This is a genomic window from Dyadobacter diqingensis, from assembly GCF_024220585.1.
Taxonomy (GTDB): Bacteria; Bacteroidota; Bacteroidia; order Cytophagales; family Spirosomataceae; genus Dyadobacter; species Dyadobacter diqingensis.
Genome location: NZ_JAMXKF010000004.1, coordinates 196335 through 220974 on the forward strand (window position 1 = coordinate 196335; position 24640 = coordinate 220974).

19 protein-coding genes are annotated in these 24640 nt (G+C 45.5%); 14 read left to right on the plus strand and 5 right to left on the minus strand.

Annotation, left to right across the window (positions count from 1 at the left end):
• Nucleotides 1-14 precede the first annotated feature (14 nt).
• The 7 genes from M1L62_RS13235 (at nt 15) to M1L62_RS13265 (ending at nt 12801) form a co-directional block, all read left to right on the plus strand.
• Complete coding sequence (locus M1L62_RS13235; RefSeq protein WP_254560059.1) at nt 15-2300, plus strand: xanthine dehydrogenase family protein molybdopterin-binding subunit; 2286 nt, start codon at nt 15-17, stop codon at nt 2298-2300.
• A 669-nt stretch (nt 2301-2969) separates the two neighbouring features.
• Nucleotides 2970-4466 carry a ferritin-like domain-containing protein gene (locus M1L62_RS13240; protein WP_254560060.1) on the plus strand — a complete coding sequence of 499 codons (1497 nt, stop codon included), beginning with the start codon at nt 2970-2972 and terminating at the stop codon, nt 4464-4466.
• A 44-nt stretch (nt 4467-4510) separates the two neighbouring features.
• Nucleotides 4511-6778: a hypothetical protein gene (locus M1L62_RS13245; RefSeq protein ID WP_254560061.1), complete on the plus strand. Its 2268-nt coding sequence runs from the start codon at nt 4511-4513 to the stop codon at nt 6776-6778.
• Nucleotides 6775-8169 carry a radical SAM/SPASM domain-containing protein gene (locus M1L62_RS13250; RefSeq protein WP_254560062.1) on the plus strand — a complete coding sequence of 465 codons (1395 nt, stop codon included), beginning with the start codon at nt 6775-6777 and terminating at the stop codon, nt 8167-8169. Before M1L62_RS13245 ends, M1L62_RS13250 begins: the two co-directional genes overlap by 4 nt.
• Nucleotides 8170-8173: 4 nt before the next feature.
• On the plus strand, nt 8174-9655 hold the full coding sequence (gene qhpG / locus M1L62_RS13255; protein ID WP_254560063.1) for a flavin-dependent monooxygenase QhpG: 1482 nt from the start codon (nt 8174-8176) through the stop codon (nt 9653-9655).
• A gap of 89 nt (nt 9656-9744) precedes the next feature.
• Nucleotides 9745-11655 carry a LodA/GoxA family CTQ-dependent oxidase gene (locus tag M1L62_RS13260; RefSeq protein WP_254560064.1) on the plus strand — a complete coding sequence of 637 codons (1911 nt, stop codon included), beginning with the start codon at nt 9745-9747 and terminating at the stop codon, nt 11653-11655.
• Nucleotides 11656-12801, plus strand: a complete 1146-nt coding sequence (locus M1L62_RS13265) for an NAD(P)/FAD-dependent oxidoreductase (RefSeq protein WP_254560065.1) — start codon at nt 11656-11658, stop codon at nt 12799-12801.
• Nucleotides 12802-12825: 24 nt separating this feature from the next.
• On the opposite strand, the gene M1L62_RS13270 is transcribed toward M1L62_RS13265, so the two are convergent.
• From M1L62_RS13270 to M1L62_RS13280, 3 genes are all read right to left on the minus strand, one after another.
• Nucleotides 12826-13041, minus strand: coding sequence for a PLDc N-terminal domain-containing protein (locus M1L62_RS13270; protein WP_254560066.1), 216 nt, complete (start codon nt 13039-13041; stop codon nt 12826-12828).
• A gap of 181 nt (nt 13042-13222) precedes the next feature.
• Entirely contained in the window at nt 13223-14017 is a 795-nt protein-coding gene (locus M1L62_RS13275) for an alpha/beta hydrolase (RefSeq protein WP_254560067.1), read from the minus strand.
• 245 nt (nt 14018-14262) lie between these two features.
• A complete protein-coding gene (locus M1L62_RS13280) occupies nt 14263-15123 on the minus strand; it encodes a helix-turn-helix domain-containing protein (protein WP_254560068.1) in 861 nt (286 codons plus the stop codon).
• 317 nt (nt 15124-15440) lie between these two features.
• On the opposite strand from M1L62_RS13280, the gene M1L62_RS13285 reads away from it, so the two are divergent.
• From M1L62_RS13285 to M1L62_RS13315, 7 genes are all read left to right on the plus strand, one after another.
• On the plus strand, nt 15441-16301 hold the full coding sequence (locus tag M1L62_RS13285) for an alpha/beta fold hydrolase (protein ID WP_254560069.1): 861 nt from the start codon (nt 15441-15443) through the stop codon (nt 16299-16301).
• Between the two features lie 179 nt (nt 16302-16480).
• Entirely contained in the window at nt 16481-16930 is a 450-nt protein-coding gene (locus M1L62_RS13290; protein ID WP_254560070.1) for a MarR family winged helix-turn-helix transcriptional regulator, read from the plus strand.
• Nucleotides 16931-17052: 122 nt separating this feature from the next.
• Nucleotides 17053-18102 carry an HlyD family secretion protein gene (locus M1L62_RS13295; protein WP_254560071.1) on the plus strand — a complete coding sequence of 350 codons (1050 nt, stop codon included), beginning with the start codon at nt 17053-17055 and terminating at the stop codon, nt 18100-18102.
• Between the two features lie 14 nt (nt 18103-18116).
• On the plus strand, nt 18117-19697 hold the full coding sequence (locus M1L62_RS13300; RefSeq protein WP_254560072.1) for a DHA2 family efflux MFS transporter permease subunit: 1581 nt from the start codon (nt 18117-18119) through the stop codon (nt 19695-19697).
• Nucleotides 19698-19717: 20 nt separating this feature from the next.
• Nucleotides 19718-21016, plus strand: coding sequence for a TolC family protein (locus tag M1L62_RS13305; protein ID WP_254560073.1), 1299 nt, complete (start codon nt 19718-19720; stop codon nt 21014-21016).
• Between the two features lie 112 nt (nt 21017-21128).
• Complete coding sequence (locus M1L62_RS13310; RefSeq protein ID WP_254560074.1) at nt 21129-21476, plus strand: hypothetical protein; 348 nt, start codon at nt 21129-21131, stop codon at nt 21474-21476.
• 30 nt (nt 21477-21506) lie between these two features.
• A complete protein-coding gene (locus M1L62_RS13315) occupies nt 21507-21824 on the plus strand; it encodes an NAD(P)/FAD-dependent oxidoreductase (RefSeq protein WP_254560075.1) in 318 nt (105 codons plus the stop codon).
• Nucleotides 21825-22021: 197 nt separating this feature from the next.
• On the opposite strand, the gene M1L62_RS13320 is transcribed toward M1L62_RS13315, so the two are convergent.
• A complete protein-coding gene (locus M1L62_RS13320) occupies nt 22022-22747 on the minus strand; it encodes a DUF3823 domain-containing protein (RefSeq protein WP_254560076.1) in 726 nt (241 codons plus the stop codon).
• Nucleotides 22748-22764: 17 nt separating this feature from the next.
• Nucleotides 22765-24630 (minus strand): RagB/SusD family nutrient uptake outer membrane protein, encoded by a 1866-nt coding sequence (locus tag M1L62_RS13325; RefSeq protein WP_254560077.1) that lies wholly within the window; start codon nt 24628-24630, stop codon nt 22765-22767.
• Nucleotides 24631-24640 lie beyond the last annotated feature (10 nt).

Below are 24640 nucleotides of genomic sequence, written 5' to 3' on the forward strand. Positions count from 1 at the left end.
AAAAAATGATGTTTATGAAGAAATTATCAAAAACTCAGGGCGGTGTAGCCGTCACATCCGAAGTCTTCAAAGCATCCCGAAGAGACTTTCTTAAAATGGGAACGCTTCTGACGGGAAGTTTGGTACTGGGCGTAAGCTTTTCGGGTTGTGATAAAAAGAGCAATAAAAAGGTCGCGTTTGCTCCGAATGTATATCTGAGCATTGACGGTCAGGGGAAGGTAACCATTGTTGCGCATCGGTCGGAAATGGGACAAGGGATCAGAACCTCTCTGCCGCTCATTGTTGCTGATGAACTTGGGGCAGACTGGAACAAAGTGAAGATCGTGCAGGCGGAGGGTAATGAAAAAAAATATGGTAATCAGAATACGGATGGCTCCTTTTCTGTACGGATGTTTTATAAGCCGATGCGGGAAGCGGGAGCGGTAGCGAGGCTCTTGCTAATGCAGGTGGCTGCAAAAAAATGGGACGTTTCGGTAGATAGATGTGATACGGAGGCAGGTTATGTAATTTTGACGGGAACGGACAAAAAGCTTGAGTTCGGGGAGCTGGCTGAAGAGGCCAGCACTTTACCCGTGCCGGGGGTCTCAGCAGTAAAACTTAAAGAACGTGCGCGGTTCAACATGATCGGCAAACCTACGCCCATTGTCGACCTGCATGATATCACAACCGGTAAGGCGGTTTTCGGGATCGATGCTGCGGTAGAGGGAATGAAGATAGCCGTTATCAAACGTAGCCCGGTAGTGGGAGGTTCGGTAAAATCCGTCAATGATCAGAAAGCTTTGAAGGTGCCCGGGGTTCACAAAGTGATAACAGTCAAAGGTGCCGGTTTGCCGGCCACATTGAGCAAACCGTTGGCTGGCGTAGCCGTCATCGCAGACAATACCTGGTCGGCGATCAAAGGCTGCGAATTACTTGAAATAGAATGGGAGCTTGGTCCTAATGCTTCCTACGATTCGGCTATTCAAATTCAGGAACTTACCAAAGAGATAGCTAAAAGTGGCAAAGTGCGCAGGAACAGGGGCAATTTCGATGCAGCGAGAGGGGGCGCTAAGAAAGTGATTGAACATACCTATATCGCTCCAAACCTGGCCCACGCCACGCTCGAGGCACCTGCCGCTCTGGCGGTAGTGAAAGACGGTATCTGTGAAGTCTGGGCCTGTACGCAGAATCCTCAGGGTGCCATCAAGGCTGTTGCCACCGCACTGGGTTTTGCAGAAGATAAGGTAAAAATGAATGTCACACTGATTGGAGGAGGGTTTGGGAGGAAGTCAAAACCTGACTTTATCGTTGAAGCTGCGATACTTGCCAAGGAATCTGGTATGCCGGTAAAAGTACAGTGGACAAGGGAAGATGACATTCATCACGATTATTTTCATTCTCTGAGTGTTCAGCGTGTTGTAGCAACGATCGATAAAGATAATAACCTGAGCGGTTGGAATCATCACATTGCCTATCCATCCATTTCTGCCACAGAAGATCCGGCCGCATTGCAGCCAAGTGACGGTGAATTAGGTCTTGGTGCAACCGATTTTCCCTATCAGGTCCCCTCAATCAGAATAGAAACACATGATGCCCGGGCGCAGATTCGCGTCGGTTGGCTGAGATCGGTTCGAAATATTCCACAGGTTTTTGCCATAGGTACAATGCTCGATGAAGTTGCAGAAGCAAGAGGAATTGATCCCGTGGCAAATGCTCTTGAGTTGTTGGGGCCAGATGGCAATATTACTTTTAGTCAGGAAACGGGAAAAGAGGCTTATCCGAATTACGGAGAGGACATTGCGGTGTATCCCTGGGAGACAGCCCGGATGAAAGCCGTGATTCAGCGAGTGGCTAAGGAGTCTGGCTGGGGGAAGAAGCTTCCGGTAAGATCCGGGCTCGGTTTTGCCGCGCACAAAAGTTTTTTGACGTATGTGGCCTGCGTTGTGCAGGTACATGTTGACGAAAATAATACTGTGACTATCCCGGAAGTCCACTATGCAGTAGACTGTGGTACCGCTGTCAACATTGACAGGATAAAATCTCAGTTCGAAGGAGGTGCGCAATTTTCAACCAGCATAGCTCTGAAAAGTGCTATTACCGTTAAAAATGGTCAGGTGCAGGAAAACAACTTTGATGGCTATCAGATCATCAGAATGTCTGAATCTCCTCAGAAGATCCATGTTCATATCATCGACAGTGAAGCAAAACCAACAGGAGTAGGTGAGCCGCCGGTTCCGCCTTTTACACCGGCTTTGTGTAATGCGATATATGCTGCGATTGGTAAACGGGTATACACCTTGCCGATTGACTTAAGGACATAGTGCTCAAAACAAAATAAAAAGGTGAGCAGGATGACCTCTTCTTCTTGTTCACCTTTTTCGCGCCATCGCGGATATTTTCATGTTACGAAGTGGGGACTTGTTTTTCTGATTTGGAGTTGATTATTCCGGATAAATAATTTAGGACATCAATTTTTAAATTGTCAGTCAATGGACAGTAATGAAAAAAGTAAAATGTACGTAATGAAAAAGACTATCATTATTGCGTGCCTTTTGGCCGGCGTGACTTCCTTTGGGGATTTAAAGAAGAAGATTCAACTGCTGCCACTTATATTATATTAAATATTCCTTATAGAGATACTGTCTTTTCAATATCAAATCAAAAGTTATGCAATACTGCAACTATTACTCTTGAAGGCACATCACTGGTTTGAGCAGGAGGTTATCTGTTATAAACTTGATGTTTTTCTTACGAACGGGCAAAAACATCTATTTTCATATTATTTCTAAAAATATTCCGAAGTAACGAGTAGTTTATAAAACAGGTTACTTTTGGTTATAAATAACCCACTCTCGAAAAGTACGGATTAAAAGAACGTACTCCCATTGCAATTCTCAGCACCTGGCCTGCATTAAGTAACCTTGAATTGTGCATACGCGTTTTTAGTTTTTGAGTAAACCTTACCTTCTTTTATCAAAATTTTAACCACCATGGACGAGAAAAATTTGAGGAAATCCCTGATCAATCCGATTTTGGAATGGGCAAAATCCAACCAGAAAAGTGAGAAGCATCGGGTAGAGAAATTGTTTACTGAAAAATCGGTCAGCTTTGCCGAAGCACCTGCCGATGAGCCCGAGGAGACGGTTTTTGAGGTTCCCGCACAGTTTAACGGGAAAGATTACATTACCATGTTATTGCACATTGACGCAGAAATAGAGCATGGATTGATGCTGCAATACCTTTACTCGGCTTACAGCATAGGCGGGCCGCAAATCCCGGACGCGCATAGGGAAGCGGTACATAACTGGAAAAATATTATTCTTGGTATCGCCAAAGAAGAAATGGGGCATTTTATTTCTGTACAGAATGTGCTGAAAATCATTGGTGCGCCTTTGAACTTTGGGCGGGAAAGTTATCCGTGGGACATTCCGTTTTATCCCTTTCCGTTTACACTGGAAAAGTTTACATTGAAGTCGCTGGCCAAGTACGTATATGCAGAAGCGCCCTCCGACTGGCTGGACAGTAAGGACCCGCTGGCTATCGAAATTAATAAAAGCGTTCATGCACAAGCGTCTGATCCGCACACGGTGGGTGCGCTCTTTAAAGTGCTGCTTCAACTGATCAAAAATCCGGATGTGATACCGGACGAGGCTTTTCAGCCGGCAACGTATCCATATCAGGCCAAGTTTGATGAATGGGGGCGTGGATATACCGGAGGTGACCGTGGCAGTGCAGGGAATAATGTATTTACAAACAGTCCGGACGTGTTGGTTGCACCTTTGCTTTCCCGTGACGATGCCTACAACGCCTTATCTGAAATTTCGGAACAAGGCGAAGGAGAGGAAATAGATACGGAAACACCTTCGCATTTCGAACGGTTTTTATATATCTACAAGGATTTCAAACGCATACAAGAGGAAACGGGCGGAAGTTTTGATCCGTCTTATGCGGTGGCAACCAACCCTTTTGTAGGTGAGCCGGATAGCCAGGATTCTTCCCAATCGGATGAGCCAGCCCTTGATCCGGAGCAGAATGCGATCACCAATCCCGAAGGTATACTTTGGGCCAATTTGTTTGATATTCGTTACCGGCTGTTGCTTAATTTCTTGAACCATAGTTTTTTATTGGATAATGGGAATAACAATTCGGGCGGGTTTACCCCTCGTGGGCTGATTATTAATTCGACGTTTGGAGAAATGTATAACCTCAGAAGTTTGTCGACCATTCTGGTGCAGACGCCGCTGTCAACAGGTAGCCGCAAAATGGCGGGCCCTCCGTTTACTTCTCCTTACAGTTTCGATTTGCCTTTTGGAGAGCACAACCGTTGGAGGCTGCATAAGGATTTGCTTGTTTCTTCGGCTAACCTGATCGAGGAACTAAAAACATTTGATCCGCAGCCTCATAGCCAGTATCTCAACGCTTTGCAGGAAATAGACCGTAAGTTGTTACAAACGATCGCGCAGCTTATGGAAGCAAATCCGGCATAATCTTCATCTGTCCTGTTAAAAGAGAAAATTGTTCCCTCAACATTATGAAAATACTAGAACTACGCATACTTCCACCCATTGCAATAGGGCGTTTGGGTGAATCTGATAAGCCTTTGGCCGCTTATGACCTGGAAATATCAAAGGGAAAACCGTTGGATTTCAGGAAAATAGTACCGCAGGAAACTTTCGAGGTCGACCCGGTAACCGGGGAACTTCAGGTACATACACCTTCAAAAATTAAATTCAAGGATGCCGAAACGCTTGAAGATAAAAGCGGGAAAGCACATCCCGTGGCTCCTTTTCTCGAAGTTTTTGCAATTACGGATAAAAAGCCGGACGAGCTTGTACCGGTGACTGAGGACCTGCTTAAAAAAGCGGGTTATAGCCTGGATGATATAAGCTGGGATGTAGAAGTAGGGAATATCAAAATATTCAGGAGAACTGCTGATCCGGACGACAAAATGTTCGCAGTTATCAACGATATCAAATCACATGAACTGAAACCTTTGCAGGGGCGTTGCAACAATTTTATCGACGGAAAAACACTGCCGCTGGGTTCAATCCAGTTTATAAAACCTACCCAAGATTTCCCTGAATTAAGGCTGAGATTTACACCTGCCGCCGGGAAAGTATATGGCTCAAGTTTAACCAGATTTAATGGGAGCAAAGAAGAAGTTGATCCCATTTTCAAAGGCAGAGAAGATGTTATTTTGTATGATATTCACAAAGGAAAGTGGCACGGTTATTCAGAGGGCAGCAGCCCTAATCCGCTTTATACCAATCCGGCGCAGATATTTGCCGGTTATGCAACCAGCGACGGGAGCCAGGTAAGCTGGGGATATCTGGATGATGAGTGCGACGGATTTGTGAGTGTTAAATTAAAAGTGTCGGCAGAGAAAACCCTTTCCGCCAAAGCACATATCAGTGCCGGGCCGCCGGCTTATGCGCCTGATACGCTGCCTATTCGTGTGGTATCTGACGAATTGGAACAGATACTGCTCAGTACGGATGTGGAAGGGGAAGTGACGATGGATGAAGCGGAAGAAATTGTTCGCCGCGCATTTGAAACGATACGCCTGATGAATACGACGATCATGAACGGTAACAGTTACGAAGGGAAACTGAACGTGGCCAGCACGATGTTGCGACAAAATACCAACGATTTCGGAAGGTTGTATGAGCCGATCATGGCAACTTCAATTGTCGATAATCTTGCGCTGCAAGTGTTACACGAACGGGTTTTCACAGGGTTAAGTACGGGCGCTTCACCATGGTTTGCTGATGTGCTTCGCAGGCCAACAGAAATTGGAGATTTGTCGGCAAAAGCCCTCCGTAAAATGCCTGCTTTGATGCGGGGAGCAGACGGACGTTCGCTGACATTTACGTATCGCCAGATTAATATGATCATCAAAGCGGCTTCCAGTTCGTTGTTCAGAAGCACTGATCCTGACGGGCCGTTTACAGCTTATGGCTCGCCCTTAAAAGCGTCCAATCTGACCGCCCAGCTGCATTACCGTGGCAAAGGAAATCCCATCGCGGTTTTGCCACGTACCGCTATTTCCAATTGTTTTCCTGGTTTGGAATTGGATTTCAGAAATCTATGGAGACGGGCTTTTCACGGTATTGTGCTGATTGAAAACAACAATTACGTGATCGAAGCCGAAGATCCGAAACTGGACAATCTGGTCGGGCACAGGCTGGTGGCGATAGAAAACCGGCCGACCATGGTTTCGACATCGGGACCTGTATTTCCGGATGGCGACAGTGTGCCGTTAAAAACGTTTGCCAATCCCAATGGCGTATCGTTTATGGAATGGTCTAATTCGATGGTGAATGTCTTGCAGAAACAAGGTCAGGAAGTCTTGTGCCATTTTACTGCCGAACCTTCTAAAGTGGAAGTGGTAGTCGACCTCGATGATCTTGATAACAAGGAAAAATATATTACCGTTTTATTGACAGTAAACAATATTTTCGATGGCAACAGTGCGGCTTTTTCGGAAACTATTCTCAGGCCTGGGGAGCTGACGCAGGGGTTATGCGCTCCCTGGCAAAACGACTACCGCGAGTGTGCCTGTTATTACTGGGCTGCCAGCAGACCGGATTATGTAAACGTCGTGCCTGATGAAAATGGGTTGAGTACAGGTGATAGCTGGATGGCCAAGAAACGCACCGGGACATACATTCCAGACGATCGTGTCAATTCAAGATTGCTCTCTTATGATGACCTTTTTAAGAATTGGCAGGGAGAACTGAATTTCATCATTGAAGGAAAAGATGCACTTGAAAGCGGAGAAACAGACCCTGTTCAATGATGGTAAAAGAAGCAGTTATTTCTAACGAAGGGGGAAGTGGAAATGTGATTTTCATAGCCCCCAAAATGGCCGCATTCGTAGCTGAGCAGTCGAGGCCTTCGTCACCGTTTATTCATATGATAAAGGGTGGACGTGAAACGCAGCTCTTTATCCCCAACGGAAGCAGACTTTACACGGTTACGGAGGAAGTTGAAAAGCGAGTCTCGTACCTGATGAAAACGCGGGATGAAGTAAGTTTGCAGGAGGAACTCGTACGTCTGGGATTGGCAGCTCCCGAATATATCGATGACGTTCCCTTGCAGAGTCCGCGCCTTTATGCACTCTCTCTGGCGATTGCCCAAAAGTGCAACATGGGTTGTACTTATTGTTACGCCGATCAGGGAAGTTTTGGTGGTGCTACCAAAAATATGTCGCTGGAAACCGCTTATGAAGCCATTGATTTATTGCTGAAAGATTGCCCTGAGGGTGAAAAAGTGCAGCTTACGTTTCTTGGCGGGGAGCCGCTCATGAATCGTAAAGCCATTGTGTCCGCCACCGAATACGCAGTTGCGAAAGCTCGGCACAGAAATATTCAGGTCAATTTTTCGATCACAACCAACGGTACGTTATTGACAGAAGCCGATGCCGTATTTTTTGAGGAGTACGGTTTTGCGGTCACCGTAAGTCTGGATGGTGTAGGGGAGAGTCACGACTCGCAAAGGCCGATGAAAGGCGGAAAAGGAAGTTTTGATACGATCTTGAAAAACCTGCGTCCGTTACTCGCGATGCAAAAAAGGATGCAGGTGTCGGCCCGCGTCACGGTGACGCCCAAAAATCTGAATTTACCCGGTATGCTGGATGAATTTGTCAGGATGGGTTTTCATAGTATAGGATTTTCGCCGCTGTTGCGATCTCCCAACGGGCAAAATGAAATGGGAAAAGAAGATTTGTCGGTATTGCTGGAAAATATGATTGCCTGTGGATTGAATTTCGAGAAAAACGTACTTGCAGGCAACCGGTACCCATTCCTGAATATGATCAATGCGTTGCAGGAAATTTCAAAGGGCACACATCGGCCCTATCCCTGCGGTGCCGGAGCTGGTTATATGGGTGTTTCGGCCGATGCTGAGTTATTTGCCTGCCACCGTTTTGTGAATGAAGAGGTTGGGAAAATGGGCGATTTGAAAAATGGTATTGATACGACTGTGCAAAACAACTGGCTTTCTTCGCGCCATGTCCATAAGCAAAATCCGTGTACGGAATGCTGGGCGCGTTATTTGTGCGGCGGGGGGTGCCATCATGAAGTGATTGAAAAGGGACGGCTCGCCTGCGATTATATCCGGTCGTGGTTGTACTATACAATACAGGCAAACGAAAGGTTATCTCGTTTAAAACCAGACTGGAATCTTTGAAAATATGAGATCGTTTCCGGAACGTTTTGACATACTCATTGTTGGCGGCGGTCCTGCCGGTGTTACGGCTGCGATCCGTTTGCTGGATCTGGGACATAGCGTGGGTTTGATTGAGCAGGAGATTTTTCCCCGGCAGCAAATCGGAGAGTCACTCTCGCCCGGCATACGGAATATCTTTTCCTATCTGGGTGCCGGAGAACTTTTAGATGATAATCATTACCTCAATAACATACCAGCCCGCGTGCATTGGGAGACCGAAAGGGCGGTTTATATCAGTGCTGAGCAGAGAGCTTCGGGTATTGTGGTGGACAGGGGGATGCTGGATCAGCAGTTATTGGAATTGGCGCGGAGCAAAGGTCTGCATGTTTTTCAACCGGCAAAATTAATCTCGTCGCTTTACGACGATGGTGTCTGGAAACTGGATGTGAAAGACGGATCATTTATTCGCACTGTTTTCAGCACCGTTGTGTTCGATGCGCGTGGGCGAAAAGGGTCTCTATTGCATGAACGACTGGAAACCGCACCACCCTCAGTAGCCATTTGGACCCACGTTCCGGCGCAGATGATGCCTCTGGAAACGCGTATCGAGGCTATTGACGAGGGATGGTTATGGGGCTCTCCCGTCGTTGGTAACCGATACCGGGTGATGGCTTTCACGGATTCAGACGCCGTGAAAGGAAAAAAACTTTCGGCGCATTTTTTGGCGATGGTTGGCAAAGCCGGGCTTTTTGAAGCTGTTGATGGTCAATTACATGGGGACGAACTGCAAACCTGCCCGGTCACTTCGTTTATCCATAAAGAACCCTGGGACAGACAGTTTATAAAAATTGGGGAAGCGGCCTTTACACTTGACCCTCTGTCGTCTACTGGCGTGGAAAAAGCGATGCGCTTTGCCATGCAAACGGCAGTTGCGGTTCACACGTTACTCCGGTATCATGAACGTTCTGTTGCGCGGGATTTTTATGAAGATAAGTTGATAGAATCGGCGGTAAACCATGCGCGCTGGACAGCCGCTTATTATGAAAGCTCGCGGTTTTCAAAAGAGAATCATGCTTTTTGGTACAAAAGAGCCAATTTTCAGTTGAGCGGATCAAAGGAGTCCAACGATTTTACCAGACAGTTTTCTCAGAAGTTCAGCCAGCCGCTTTCGGTTCACGCAGTGAAGAAACCACCCGCGATTCCCGTGAACCCGCTTATGGATTATTTAAGGGACAAACCGGTCAGGTTATCGCCGAGGCTGACATACAGCGATGAGTTTGCCGTGACAGGTGACCGGGTAGAAATCAAGCGTGCCTTGAATCATCCTGCACTGGAAAACCCGGTGGTTTATTTGAATCAGACAGAACTCAATCCGCTATTGGGCCAGTTGTCGGAAGGGGTAACCTATGGCCGCCTGACAGACATTTGGAGTAAATCACTTCGTCGGGACGATGCAAAAAAGATAATAACCTTTTTATGGAGTCGTGCCATTTTTCTTTCGGATTGATTTTATCAATTAAGCGTTTTTTGAAATCGTAACATTTATTCTGGTTAACTGCTTTTTAAGAAAATTTTACCACCTCTTTAACATATACAATGAGCTCAACGATCAAATCAGTTGCCATCTACCCTCCGCTAGGCGTTGCCAGGGTAGGAAATTCGAATGAATATTTTTTTGCTTCGGAAATACCCGGTCATCCGGCCATTCCGGAAAACGGGTATAAGGATGATCTTGGAAGAGTGAAGAAGCAAGCCGTACGTTTTCGCATTTATGGATTGGATGCAGATGGAAATGTTGTCAGGGAAATAACGGGTGATGATGCCACGATCAGCTGGCGGGCGCATATTGCCAACCGGAAAGCAGGCTGGTACCAGTTTTTGAACGCACTCGATTTGCCAGGTTTGGGCATTCCTTCGGCTTTTCGGAACAGTGATGTTACCGGGATTAACCGGTCAAAGCTTATCATTGATCCGGGGGCACGCACCATCAGCGGAAAAAACGTAACGGGGCCTGAATATCATTTTACCGGGGGTAAATTTTATGAACTGGAAGTGCCGTTGGGAGAGGTGCAGACGGATGAAAAAGGCCGGCTTGTCTTTTTGGGCGGCGACGGTAAATCTGCCTCTTATACCAATGCCCCCGCAATCACTTTTGCCAATAACGATGGCTGGCACGATGATGTATCCGATGGAACAATACGCGCAACCGTAGATTTTGAAGGCGAAACTTTTGAAGCCACGCCCGCGATGGTGGTGGTAACACCTCCCAATTTCGGTCAGGGACTATACTCTGTGGTGACTATGTATGACGTCGTTAGTGATCTGTACATCCGCAACGGCTGGTTACAGAAACCGACTGATATTGTTTTTTATGAACACATCTATCCAATTCTGGAACGCACGGTGCAGACGCAATGGGTGAATGAGGGTTTTTATATACTTTTCGGGCAAAACTCGCCCAGCGATTTTACCGCAGATGACCTGTTAAAGAAATTGTCGGATCCTGCTGAAAGCACCAGGGAAATACGTGATAAAGTATTCAACTGGTACCGGAAGCCCGATGGGGATCAATATGAACCGGAAAAAATTCCGCCATTTTACGGCGATGCTTTTGGTGATTATGAGGCTTTGCCAAATGTAGACTTACCGCTGACAGTGACCCAATATGAATGCATGGAACGCTGGGCAAAAGGCGATTTTACGACAGGTAAGCCACTTGGAATTATTCCTTTTGACGATCTTAACCCGGCCGAACAAACGGCAGCACTTAACCGTGCACCTTTAGAAGAATGTCTTGGAGGGCCTTTTCATCCGGGTATTGAGATCACCTGGCCTTTCCGTAACCTGATTTTTTGGGATCAGCCATTCAGAATAAAAATACTTCCGGAGAACGAAACGCCTGCTGATGACTATGGCCCGTTGCTTTCTCCTGCCATTGCGCTGGCTGCCAAGGGACCCCTTGATGGAAGCGGTCCCGGCTCGTTAAGCCGGTGGCTGGGTGTGCCCTGGCAAACTGATGAGGCAAGTTGTCTTTCAGGTTATGATCCGTCATTGTATCTTACCATACCGTCATTCTGGGCGGCGCGGGTTCCGAATCAGGTATTGTCAAAAGACAGTTTTACCCGTCTTTCAGATACAGGTATGAACGATGCGCAGCGATTGAAACACCTGGACTATCGTCAGGACTGGCTGCGTGACTTTGGTTCTCAATATCAATCCAAGATCAATAAAATGGTTAAACGCTGGCATGAGCTGGGTATTATTGTACAACACCCACTTCCGCAAACAGGTACTACTAAATGGCTGCCTGAAAAACTTTGGGTGGAATCAGATCGGGTAGGTTTTACCGAAGATGATCCAACCTACAAACAGGTATTGGAGGCTGAAAATGCGACACCGCGGGTGGTGCATGAAGCCGTTGTCTTATTGAAAACAGTTGCGGGAGACACGGAAAACCCTGCAAGACCGGAACGTAAAAGACGTAGCTTTCGCAGGGATGAGAGATAAATGAAAAACGATATTTCTGTATTGATTGCCGGTGGAGGGCCTGCGGGTATCGCTACTGCACTGAGCCTTGTGAACAGAGGCATAGCATGCATGATTGTGGAACCTGAAATGCCGGCTGATTATAAGGTTGGCGAGACCATTCCGCCCAATGCTAAACCGATGCTTATCAGATCCGGGATCGACCAGTTATTGGCCGATCCCGCACATCTGCCTTGTTATGGGAACAGTTTTATCTGGGGAAGTGACATCCCGGCCGAGACGCATTTTTTTACACAAACCTACCAACAAGGTTGGCATATTGACCGGACTTTTTTTGAACGGCAACTACGACGGCATGCCTTATCCAAAGGTGTTGCCTGGTTGCAGGGAGAACGGGTAATACATTGTGAAAAACAGGAAAACGGATGGGAAGTGAGCTTACAGGGTGACGGAAATAGCCGGTCAATAACCTGTGATTTTCTGGTTGATGCCACCGGGCGAAGTTGCCGGATAGCCCGCTTACTGGGATTGCAACGTACGCGCCTGGATGCACTGACAGGCATTTCTGCTATGATGACAACGGAGAAAAACATACAGCCATATCATACCTACATTGAAGCGACGGTGAATGGCTGGTGGTACGCGGCACCTTTGTCTGACAAAAAACTTTCCGTGGCTTTTATGACGGATGCCGATCTGATGGACAAACAGATGCAGCAGCCAGGCTATTTTCTGGAAAATGCAGCAGAGACTTCGCTGATAGGCTCTTTATTAGAAGGAAGATTACAGACAGAAAATATCCAGATAAATCTACATCCGGCTTCCACGTCGTTACTCCGGCAGCGGTTCGGCGATTCGTGGCTGGCCGTAGGCGATGCTGCCTATGCTTTTGACCCATTATCTTCTTATGGTATTGTATCAGCACTGGAAGGAGGTTATTACGCAGGTCATGCCATCGCCGATGCCTTATCAGGAGAATCGGATGCTTTGCCGGCTTATGACGGGATCATCAGTCAGGCTTTTCATATTTATCTGAAAATGCATGCACAGCAATATCAGTTGGAGCGGCGGTGGGAAGCGTCGGGTTTTTGGCAGAGACGTCAGCAACCATTCGTGGATGACTTAAAAACAGTCGCCCCGTTCTCTCAGCGTTTCCCGACGATCTAAATAGAAATTTTAAAGGGAAACAGTTTAGTTGACCACTTTTTTAGGGGCAATTAGAAAATAGAGCAATGCGCCCAGGAAAGGCAAAGCAAGAATTACGATCAGCCATACGAGTTTGTCGATTTTGTTTTGGAAGGAGCTTCGCAGCACATCGATGAGCGCGTACAGAAAGGGAAATGAGAACACCAGAATTACGATCAGTACTTCAAATCCGCTAAGGCCCATGAATGTTAAAATGCTCATATCTGATTGGTTTTATGTTGCTTCTAAAAATAGGAAAAATTCAGAAATAATTTTGTAACTCATATTAAATATTGGATACTTATGTTTAAGCATGTTGCGGCAGAGAACAGTAAAAACCAAAACAAGTGATCCGCATGTCACCCTGGACATGCGGATCACTTGTTCAATAATTGCTCAAAATTTATTTGGTCCCACCATTATTATTAGCTGCTTCGATAATCACATTCGCAACGGCTTGCGGCTGAGACATAAAAATCACGTGACTTCCCTTTACTTCTGTGATTTTTGTGTTTGAACGTTTGTACATATTGATCTGTATCTGAGGTACGATACTTTTATCTTCGGTCGCAACGATGCCATAACTTGGTTTGGTTTTCCAGGCTGCATTTGTTATCGGTGTAACAAAACTGGCTGCAACGATCGGCTGCTGGGAGTCATACATGAAATCCGTTTCTTCCTGGCTAAGATCGGCTGCAAAACCGGCTCTGAATTTTGCTTTGTCGTAATAAAGGAACCCTTTGTCGTCAGGTTTTCCTAATCCGCTTTCAGGTGCGGCAGGCAGTGAAGTTGCCCATTTTAACGTGTTTTCACCTTTGTCCGGCTGGAAAGCGGCAACATATACCAGCGCTGCAACTTTTGGATTGACACCTGCCTCTGTGATTACAGTTCCTCCCCAGGAATGTCCAACCAGGATAACGGGACCATCCTGTCTGTCAATGATGCGATTCGTAGCATCCACGTCTGCCTGAAGAGAGGTAAGCGGATTCTGCACAACAGATACATGATAACCTTTATTTACCAGGATATGGTGGATGCTTTTCCAGCCAGACCCGTCGGCGAAAGCGCCGTGAACAATGACAATATTTTTAACAGCCTGTGCCTGTGATACGGTGCTGGTGCCGAATGCTGCGAATAAAATGAACAATGAGGCCAATAAACTACTTTTGATTTTGCTGCTTAAGATTGAGTTTTTCATCTTGTTTGTTATCGATAGGTGATGTTTGAATTAACGATACAAAGGTGCGGCAAAAGACAGGAGCGGAAAATGCGCAGAGTTCCCGAAGAATTGTAAATATTTCCCATTTGACTGAAATCTGGGTTTTAAAATCTCGAAATCGACCGTTTCGGCGGGATTATAGCTCTTGTCAAAGCGGACAAAAAGAGAAAGCACCTGGTCATTAATCAATAACAACCAGGTACCGTTTTCGGGAAAATACAATATTATAATTCGATTAGCGGCAAAACTTTGTCGTTCCGGAATTGAAGCGGCGACTGTGAAGTATGTTTTTTGAAGAAATTGCTGAAATAAGCAGGGTCTGTAAAGCCAAGTTCGTAAGTGATCTGCTTCACTGACTTGTCGGTATAAAACAGCAGGCGTTTTGCTTCCACCAGTATGCGCTCGTGAATCACTTGCACCGGTGTTTTGTCGTTGTATAGAGCGAAAATATTGGACAAGGTTTTGGGAGACTTATTCAACCTTTCGGCATAATAGTTGACAGAATGGTCCGTCCGGAAATTAGTTTCGACCAGGATGTTAAATTTCCGGAAAACATCGAGTCTCTGATCCCGCAGTTTCGGGTCGGGGACATATTTCGAAGTGGCGAGTTTTGTGACAATAATGATCAGCCGTTTCAAAAGCATCAGCAGCATATCACTTTGAATATGGTCCTTCGTGTTTAGTTCTTCCGTAAATATGTCAAGCAGCAATTTGAGCCTGTACTGAGCGGGATCGTCGAGACTGATAAAAAGCAGGTCGCCCATGCCAAAAAGAAATCCGACACAGCTCACTTCGGTGTCATGGTCGATGATGCAATAAAACTCCCGGTTAAATTGCCAGGCAACGATATCTTCCGGTCGCTCAAAATAGAACGTCTGGTCGAACATCAGGGGAAGTATCGTTTGGGGCATAAACTGGTGGGTTACACCATCAATCGTTACGGCTTGCTGTTCGCCCTGATTCCAGGCTATCGTAAAATATTTTCTTTCACGGTCCCGCGTGTAAAATTGTCTGTCAAAGTCATTTTCTTTACTGATAAGCAGCAGATCGCCGCCGGTTTTATGGTCTTTGATAATGAGTTTCATGAATGGCTAAATCAGGTTCGATAATTAAACCGGATATTTAAATCCGGCAATAGTAATTGGTTTTTCAGCAAAAGTACATATTTCACAGTCACCAGAATAGTCATTGCCCCGTCCTGCATCGATGATAATTTTCAACTTTGCAGTAGATAACCGTTATAATCTATGAAGTAATCAGGAGATCAGGCTGGGCGGCTAATCAGGTATCTGGTCACAGCGGTGCCGTTCTTCCTAAAATGAATATCACTGTGGACTAAACAACAATGAAATGTTCGATAAATACTTTATTTTTATGACGACCTAATAAACTGAATTCCTCTATGTTGAAAAGAATATTGATAACCTTACTCGTTTTTCCATTTCTGCATTCCGCTTTTGCACAAGCGACGTTACCGGTTGCTGCATCCGGAACAACGGCCTATGGCAGCAATACCAAAGCGGGAAAGTATGCTGATTTGAGAGGATTCAAAATGTACTATGAAGTTTATGGTACCGGTAAACCCATGCTGTTTATTCACGGAAATGGTGGCTCCATCAAGGATTTTAAAAACCAGATTCCATATTTCTCGAAAAATTACAAGGTAATTGTTGCGGACAGCCGCGCACAGGGGAAGTCTGTGGATAACAGCGACTCGCTTTCCTATGAAATGATGGCTGACGACTTTAACGCTTTGCTTAACAAACTTGGAGTAGATTCATGTTATGTGGTGGGGTGGAGCGACGGCGGTATCAACGGCCTGCTTTTGGCGAAGCGTAATCCTGAAAAAGTTAAAAAACTGGCGATCACCGGTGCAAATCTTTGGCCGGATACTACGGCACTTGAACCAGCACTTTGGCAATGGATTGTGTCCGGAAATGATAGTTTGGCCCGGGTGCCGCAAACTCCGGAGGTTAAAGCCCAAAAGAAGCTTCTGAATTTGATGATATTCAACCCGCACATCACAACTGCCGATTTAAAAATGGTCAAATGTCCTACGCTGGTGATCGGAGGTGACAACGACGTAATTCTTCCAAAACATACGATGGTAATCGCAGAGGCCATTCCGAAATCTTATCTTTGGATCTTACCAAATTCCGGGCACTCGACACTGGTTGTTTATAAAGATATATTCAACGGCGTGGTCGGTGATTTCTTTAAAAAGCCGTATCGGAAAGAGAAAGGATTGTCTCAACTGGAATAAATTTTAGAAAGCTTTATTTAAACCCACAGTTAATTCAAGTGCGTGATCCTGTGATACGGCTGGTAAGGGTTCCATAGGTTTTATGGGAAATTCCAAACATATGGCTAGTTTTACAAGGAAGTTATGGTAAACTAAATTTACTATGCTTTCGTTTGTAAAACCAGAATGAATAACGAACAATGGAAAACCATATCAATACCCGACTACTTTATAAGGTGATATATGTACTGAAAAGACTGACCGATGAGTGGGTGGAGGAGGCGATCACGCAGTATGTACCTGGGTTTAAAGTTGGTTACATTCCGGTTTTTATGTGTATAGGCACCCAGGGGATTTCCAATAACGAGGTATCAAAGGAGCTGAAAATAACGAAAATGGCGGCAAGTAAAACAATCAAGGAATTGTATGCGCTTAAACTGATAACCAGTGAAAAAGACCCGCTTGATGCCAGGTCGGAGCGGATATTTCTGACCGAGAAAGGTTTGGAAGTCAGCGTTAAGATAAAACAGTCGGCGGACGAAATGGTTGGTGCATACCGCGAGGTTGTCGGCAATAAGAACTATGACTCGGCTATTGATGTACTTTTGGCCATTACGCATTACCACGAGGAGATCAATCCGGGTAAATAACATTCATCTCCAATCTGTCCTTTATTTTTCTGTGAAAAAATGGTAAACTTATTTTACTAAATTTATTTGTTTTGGTAAACTTAGTTTACTACTTTTGTAAAGTAAGTTTACTAATTTATTTCATGGAAACAGAAGAAAAAACGCAAAGCCTGACCGGTAAGGCATCCAGGACGTTGATTATCGCAGGAATTGCGATCGGTGCTATCTATTTTACATATCACAAAGTCGATCATGCTTTGCATTTTGAAAGCACGGATAATGCGCAGATCGAGACAAATGCGATTCCGGTTATCAGTCGTATAGCTGGATACGTTAGGGATTTTTCGCTGCTTGATTATCAAAGTGTCCGGAAAGGAGATACCCTTGCAATTATAGATGACAGCGATTTCGTTCTGGCCGTTCAGCAGGCACAGGCAGATCTGCTTGCTGCCCAGGCTGACCTTGCTTCTGCCCAGGCACAGCTTCCCACGATCGGCTCCAACAGAAACGTAGCCGCCGCCGGTGTGAGCGTTGAAGAAGTTGGCCTCGACAAAGCTAAAAGAGATATGGCCCGCGATGAAGCGCTTTATAACGACGGCTCGATCACCTTGAGGCAACTTGAAAATAGCCAGTCGGCTTACAAAACGGCTGTTTCGCTGTTGGCATCCAGTAAAACCAGAGTGCAGCAGGCAGGCGTGCAAACAGGTGAAGCCAATGCACAAATACAGCGGGCGAAAGCCACGATTGCAGCCAGAGAAACTGCATTGGAAAGGGCTAAGCTGGATCTAAGTTATACGCGGATTATTGCTCCGTCTACGGGGAAACTGGGTAAAACCAATTTAAAACCAGGGCAATATGTGCAGGGCGGACAACAGCTTTTTGGCTTGGTGAGTAACGACAAATACTGGATTGTAGCGAATTTCAAAGAAACACAACTGGAATATATGAAAGTTGGGCAGCCTGTGAAGATTGAGGTAGACGGATACCCCAACCAGGAGATTTCCGGCAAGATTTCAGGTTTCAGCGATGCGACCGGCGCCAAATTCTCGCTTTTGCCGCCTGATAACTCCACGGGTAATTTCGTGAAAGTGACACAGCGTGTGCCTGTGACGATTGAAATTGATAACGCGGAGGCACTGGCTGGCATCTTAAAGGCAGGTTTAAGTGTTGAAGTGGACGTAAAAGTTAAATAGTGCACACCTGAAAAATGGCCAGTCAGAAAAATAAGTTTGTCAAGATCATCATCGTGATCACCACGATTTCGGCTGCCATCATGGAGCTGATTGACACGTCAATTATCAATGTTGCTTTAAATAATATCAGCGGTACGCTCGGCGCAACACTGGAAGATGCTTCCTGGGTAGTAACGGCCTACGCAATTGCGAACGTGATCATTATCCCGCTAACGGGTTTTTTGAGTACCTATTTCGGTAGGAAAAATTACTACCTGGCGTCGATCATCATTTTTACAATAGCCTCTTATTTGTGTGGGACTTCGTCTTCACTGTGGATGCTTGTTTTGTGGCGTTTTGTTCAGGGACTGGGCGGAGGAGCTTTGTTATCGGTTTCGCAGGGCATTCTTTTCGAACAATTTAAACCCGAAGAAAAAGACATAGCCGGCGGGATTTTTGGGATGGGTATTGTACTCGGACCAACGATCGGCCCTGTTTTGGGCGGTTATATTGTAGACAATTACCATTGGGCTCTGATTTTCGATATCAATATTCCGATCGGTATCGTTGCAGCGCTGCTTACCTGGAAATTTGTCGAGAAACATCCGGAAGAGTATAATATTGACAGAAAGTCAATTCCAATTGACTACACCGGTATTTTGTCGCTAACCGTAGGTATTGGTGCGCTGCAATATGTATTGGAAAAGGGACAGTCTGAGGATTGGTTTCAGGATGAAACGATACGTTATCTGACCGTAGCGGCAATCGTCGGAATCAGTTTGTTTATCTGGTGGGAATTAAACACAAAAAATCCTGCGATCAATTTAAAAGTAATGAAAAGCAGGAATCTGGTCGGCAGCAACGTGCTTACTTTTGTATGTGGATTTGGACTTTTTGGATCGGTATATTTGTTTCCGGTCATGGTACAGCGGGTGATGGGATATACTCCGACCGAGGCCGGGCTTTCCATGATTCCCGGTGCGCTGATCACCATTTTTGCCATGCCGTTTATCGGTGGCGGGTTAAGCAAAGGCATCAAACCGATTTATTTTGTATTCGCTGGTTTTATACTTTTCATTCTGCATGGATATACTTCGTCGCTGGCAACTGCCGAGGCTGGCAAGTGGTGGTTCACCCTAACACAGATTTGCAGAGGGCTTGGCACGGGATGTCTGACCGTTCCGCTGATCAGTCAGGCGGTGGTAGGGTTGCAGCCCAGGGATATGCCTTACGGAATCTCACTGAACAATATGTTCCGTTCGCTGGGCGGGGCTTTCGGGATTGCGATCATGAATACCTACGCAACCAACCGGTTTGCTACCCACAGAAATGACCTGATCTCAAACCTTCAAGGGAACAATCCGTTGATGACAAGCCGACTGGATGGCATCACACAAGGGATGATTGCCAAAGGCCTTAATCCACTTGCTGCGAAACAGGCCGCATATGGCAATCTGGATTTCGTTGTTTCAAGTCAGGCACAGATGCAGGCTTATCTGGATGGATTTTTATTGATCTCCCTGTTTTTTATCTGCACCGTCCCATTCATGCTTATGCTGAATAACAAAGGCATGGACGCCGAAACCAGAGCACAGGTTGCAGCGGCAGCCCACTAATCAAAAATTTTATACATATCATGAAACGTTTCATTTTCATTATTTTTATCGGTTTGCATACCGTGCGCGTGGGTGCGCAGCAGGCACCGGCTGACCTGAAAACACTGATCAATCAGTCCTTTACTTATTTCCCTGCATTCAAAGAACTTGATCAGGCGATTGAAGTAGAGAACAAGCGGATTGACCTGGCAAAAGCGGCTGGGCAGCCTTCCGTTTCAGCCACTGGCTCTTATAATTATCTGCACCCCGTATCGGTGGTTTCTATTCCGATGGGCGATCAGGTTACCAATCTAAGCATTATGCCTAATAATAATTACAAAACCATGGTCAACGGAAGTTATACACTTTGGGATTTTGCTCTTGTTAAAACGGGTGTGGAGCGTGCAAAAGTGGGACTGCAATACGCAAAAGATAACGCCCAATACAATAAAAATCAGATGGCCTTTCAGGTGGCCAACATTTATTATCAGATTGCTTATCTGAAAAATGCCATCGCGATACAGGATAGCGTGATCAGCTTTTTACAGTTTAACAAACGGGATACGGAAGTTAAATTTAAGAATGGGGATGCGTTGAAATACGATGTTTTATCCATCCAGTCGAGCATTGATCAGGAAAACAACCGGAAAATCGATCTTCAAAACAGTTTGAATAAACAGTATAATTTAATGCACTACGCGACGGGTGTAGAGGTGAGTAAAGAAATGACTGTTTTTGATTTTCCAAGTTTATCGGCCAGTAACGATGTCGCTGGTATTCTTGAAAGTGCAAAAACGGGAAATGCCGAATATCTGCTTTTAAAAGATAAAATTGCGCTGGCTGAGGCCGAATTGAAAATTAGTCAGACACAGGGGAAACCTTCTCTGGTTTTGAACGCAGGGACGGGATTTGCAAATGGTTATACACCCGAGATCAATAAGTTTCGCTACACTTATCAGGCCGGTGTGACGTTGAATATCCCGATTTATCAGGGTGGGCGGATTAAAAAGCAGGTCAGTTTATCGCAGGAACAGCTGATGCAATCCAGACTCGCGCAGCAGACACTCGATAATACTTTCAGGAAAGATATCCAGCAGGCGTTAACCGATATCGCAAGCAACCGGTCGAGCCTGGTGAATGCACAAGGGCAGATCGACGAGGCGAAACAGGCACAAAAGTTTGCGCAGAGCCGTTTTAAGAATGGTACAGGAACCAATCTTGAACTTACCAGCGCAAGCACGAATGTGCAAAGAGCGGAACTGACACATTTGCAATACCGGTATCAGCTTTGCATCGCAAGTCTGGAACTGGCCCGGTTGGAAGGTTTGGTATATTGGTAGGAAACATTGATATCAGGCAGCTGAGGTGAAAGAAACGTTGAGAGGATTTGCTGCCTGATTTTTATTTGAATAACCCGTTAAAACGGTTTTTGAAACCACAAGTGCGACGATTATGGATCTATACCTGCATACCATTATGTACCAGATCATTGCCGACCTGGAAAATGCTTCGGTTCACTACATTATTTACGCGCGATATTTTTTCTTCGGCCAGCAGATGTACGGTTATGAACCTGTGCATATTAACAAGAATTCTGTAAAAGCCATCAGTCTGCGTCCCGATAGCCTTGGATGCAGCATGATGCTGGATGCGGACAGCTCCGAAGAAGCATTTTCCATTGTGATCCCGTTTGATTTTATCGGAAAGATATCCAGAATTTTTAAAGCCGCTGGTGAAATAGAACAGACCGTTTTTCAGAAGGGAAAGTCCCTGGAAACGGACTCGCTGCCTGCATTTTAAAGTCTTACAACATCAGAAAACTTCAATCATATGAATATTACGACCGATATATGTATTGTAGGTGCGGGATCTGCCGCACTATATATGGCCCTGGAGGCGACATCCGATAATATCAAATGCCATATCTTGGAAACTGAGTCAGCCGCTCAGTTTGATGCAACGGAAATGGTATTGACGGAATATCTCAAAACGACGCTTTCAGAATATATCCCGTTTTGTTTATCAGGAGATTTTTTCAGGAAAGTAGACAGACAAAGCGACGGCCAATACCTGGTCACGACGAGCTGCGGTGATGATATATCCTGTAAATACGTTGTGTTTACCAATGATGGGAAGTATTTGGGGTAGATACGGGATTATAAGAAGCGATTTAAAAATTCCGGAAAAATCACCCAATTTGCCAATGAAGTATGGAGGTGGTAGGGGAGCTCAGGTAAAATAGCCTAACAAATGAAAAAGGATGTCCATAGCCCTGGACATCCTTTTTCATTATTACTCAGCTTGAAATTCTTGTCATATGAATATTAAACTGTTAAGTGAACGGATCATTTTTTCAGCCCTTCGACCTTCGAATAGATCAGGTCAGTAACATTTTTGGTTTTTACGCCGATCCTGGCAAAGACAAAACCCGTTTTTCGGAGATTGGATTTGTCGGATGCCGAGAGCGATTTTAAATCCAGGCTGATGGTATTGGCTCCCGTTGTGAGTGCATTGAACGACTTCTCATAAATCTTTGAAGTGTTGTCGACAATGGCTGTGTTGCCGAGGTTAATAACAACTTTTTCCAAGGTCGCATCGGGTACCACTTTTTCAAGATTGAATGTTACGCTGAAAACCGAATCCTGGTAACTGCTGTTGTAATCCGAAATCCAAAAATAGGGGGTTACGTTGAAATTTATCCCTTTGCTTTCTCCGTTTAAGGTTAGCCGCAAGGTATCCGCACTGGGTAACCACGGGCCTCTGCCGGGCGTGATGTTGAGATAATAGTCGCCGTCAAAGGTTTGAATAGTATAAGTGCCATCTTCCCGGGCAAACATTTTTACAAATCCCTGATCCCACTGTTTGCCAACCTGGTGCAATTGTATGATATTGGAACTGGTTGCATCGGAGGCGGTTCCCAATATTTGTAAGGGCTGTCCTTTATAGAGGAACTGGCCTGCTATGGTTGACGAAGGATAATCCCAGTTGTCAATTTCTGTGCTGCAAGATGACAATCCTAATGTCAGCGTACACAAAATAAGTGCATATAAACGATTGAAGATATTATTCATAAAAATAGGATTTTAGTTTATTGAAGTGGATTTTTAACCAGTTTAGGATTATTGGTAATCCAACCCGTTTCGATTAACCCGTAGTAATCCATGAGCGGGAAATACCTTGGCGTGGCAGCCATTTTGTAGGATACCTGTTTGGTAAACACCCATTTTCCATGATTGGGGTCGCCGGGACTTACCACTTTGTATGGAAACAGTGAATAAATTTGCGCCGTCGGATTATTCGGCGTTCCGTTCCAGATCGTATGGGCCAATCTCCATCGTTTGAGATCCCAGAAGCGGTGATCTTCAAAAGCGAATTCCACGCGGTTCTCATTTACGATATTTTCGAAAGAGAGGGATGCTTCCGTGAGCGGTTTTATGCCACCGCGTTCTCGGGTCACATTAATGTATTTTACTGCCTCTGCTTTTTTGCCAAGTTCAAACGCGGCCTCAGAAGCGATCAGATAGGCTTCGGCAATCCTGAATCGCGGCCACCACATTTCGCTGAAAGTGGGATTCAGACCTGCGTTTGGCGTTTCATCCAGGAATTTTCTGACAAGAAACCCTGTCTTATTTACATAATTATCGGAGTTCGCTACCGGTCCGTTTGTTGACGTGATCAATTGTCCGGATGCGTCAGATACACCCGCGACAGAAGTTTTGATACTGTAAATTCCTCCGTTATTGATTAGCTGTCCGGCCTGCAAAATCACGGGTGTTTTCCTGTAAGGTGCATTAGGATAGATAATGGTTCCCCATAGCCTTGCGTCTTTGGCAGCAAACGGATCTTCCACCGAATTATAAAAGACATAACTTCCGTCGGCATTTTTTACCTTGATCGCGGGATCCGAACCATCTCTGTTTTCAAACGATTCCACGAGATTAAGAACGGCTCCAAGGCGATTTCCCTCCGTATAATCCCGGTGGGTATAGGGCATAGCAAAATTTGTAAACTGGGTAACCACATTAGGTTTAAGGCGATCAAGAGCCCATATCACCTCTGTGTTGGCTGCTTTAACACTGGTTGCCTTGTAAAATGAGTTTTCAAGATCACTTACATCTTTTTGCAGCAGATAAGGACTTTCTTTGATGACGGTCTCTGCTGTTTGTAAAGCAATCGCATAAAACCCGGCTGCCTTATCTGCCGGAATACCTGCTTCCCATTTTTCCGTGCGAACTGTTGGGGTAATTTTGTTTCCGTAATTTGCAATGGAACCAGCATAAACCGCTGCCCGCGCTTTGAGCATAAGTGCCGTCCATTTATTGGCAATAGCCGAATTTGTCGTTTTTGTTGTGGCCAGATTTTTAGCGGCCTCATCACACTGCGTCATTACATATTCATAAACTTCGGCCTCCGTGGACCTTGCCACCTGAAATGTTGCCGGGTCAACACCTGATGTATAAGCATAAACGACATCGCCAATAATGGGCATGCCACCAAGAGACCGGGCCATACCGAAGTAGTACCAGGCTCTCAGAAAAATACACTGCGCTTCAAGGTTAAGCCGGTCACTTTCCAGCAAAGCCGCCTTGGCGCCATCCGAGCGTATTCCCTGTAAAAAAAGGTTCATTCGTCTTACCAGTCCGTAATCATATACGCGGTAAAAGTTGCGGGGGATAACTTTCTCGTCATCTGTTGTAGTGGCGGCGCCTTCACATCGGTTGGCTTCATCCAGAAGGTGATAACTGCCATAATCTCCGTTGTTCTGCCCAAAATTCACCGAGGCGTAAAAATTTGCAAGTACCGACTGGATTAAAGCCTTGTCGTTGTAAACTTCACTTTCCGGTATGGTATTCGTGGGATCTGCATCCAGATCCGAACAGCTGCTCAGGATTTGGATCAGTAAACAAACACATCCCAGGCTTATCAGTATTTTATATAGTTTCAGATTTTTCATCGGGTCGGAT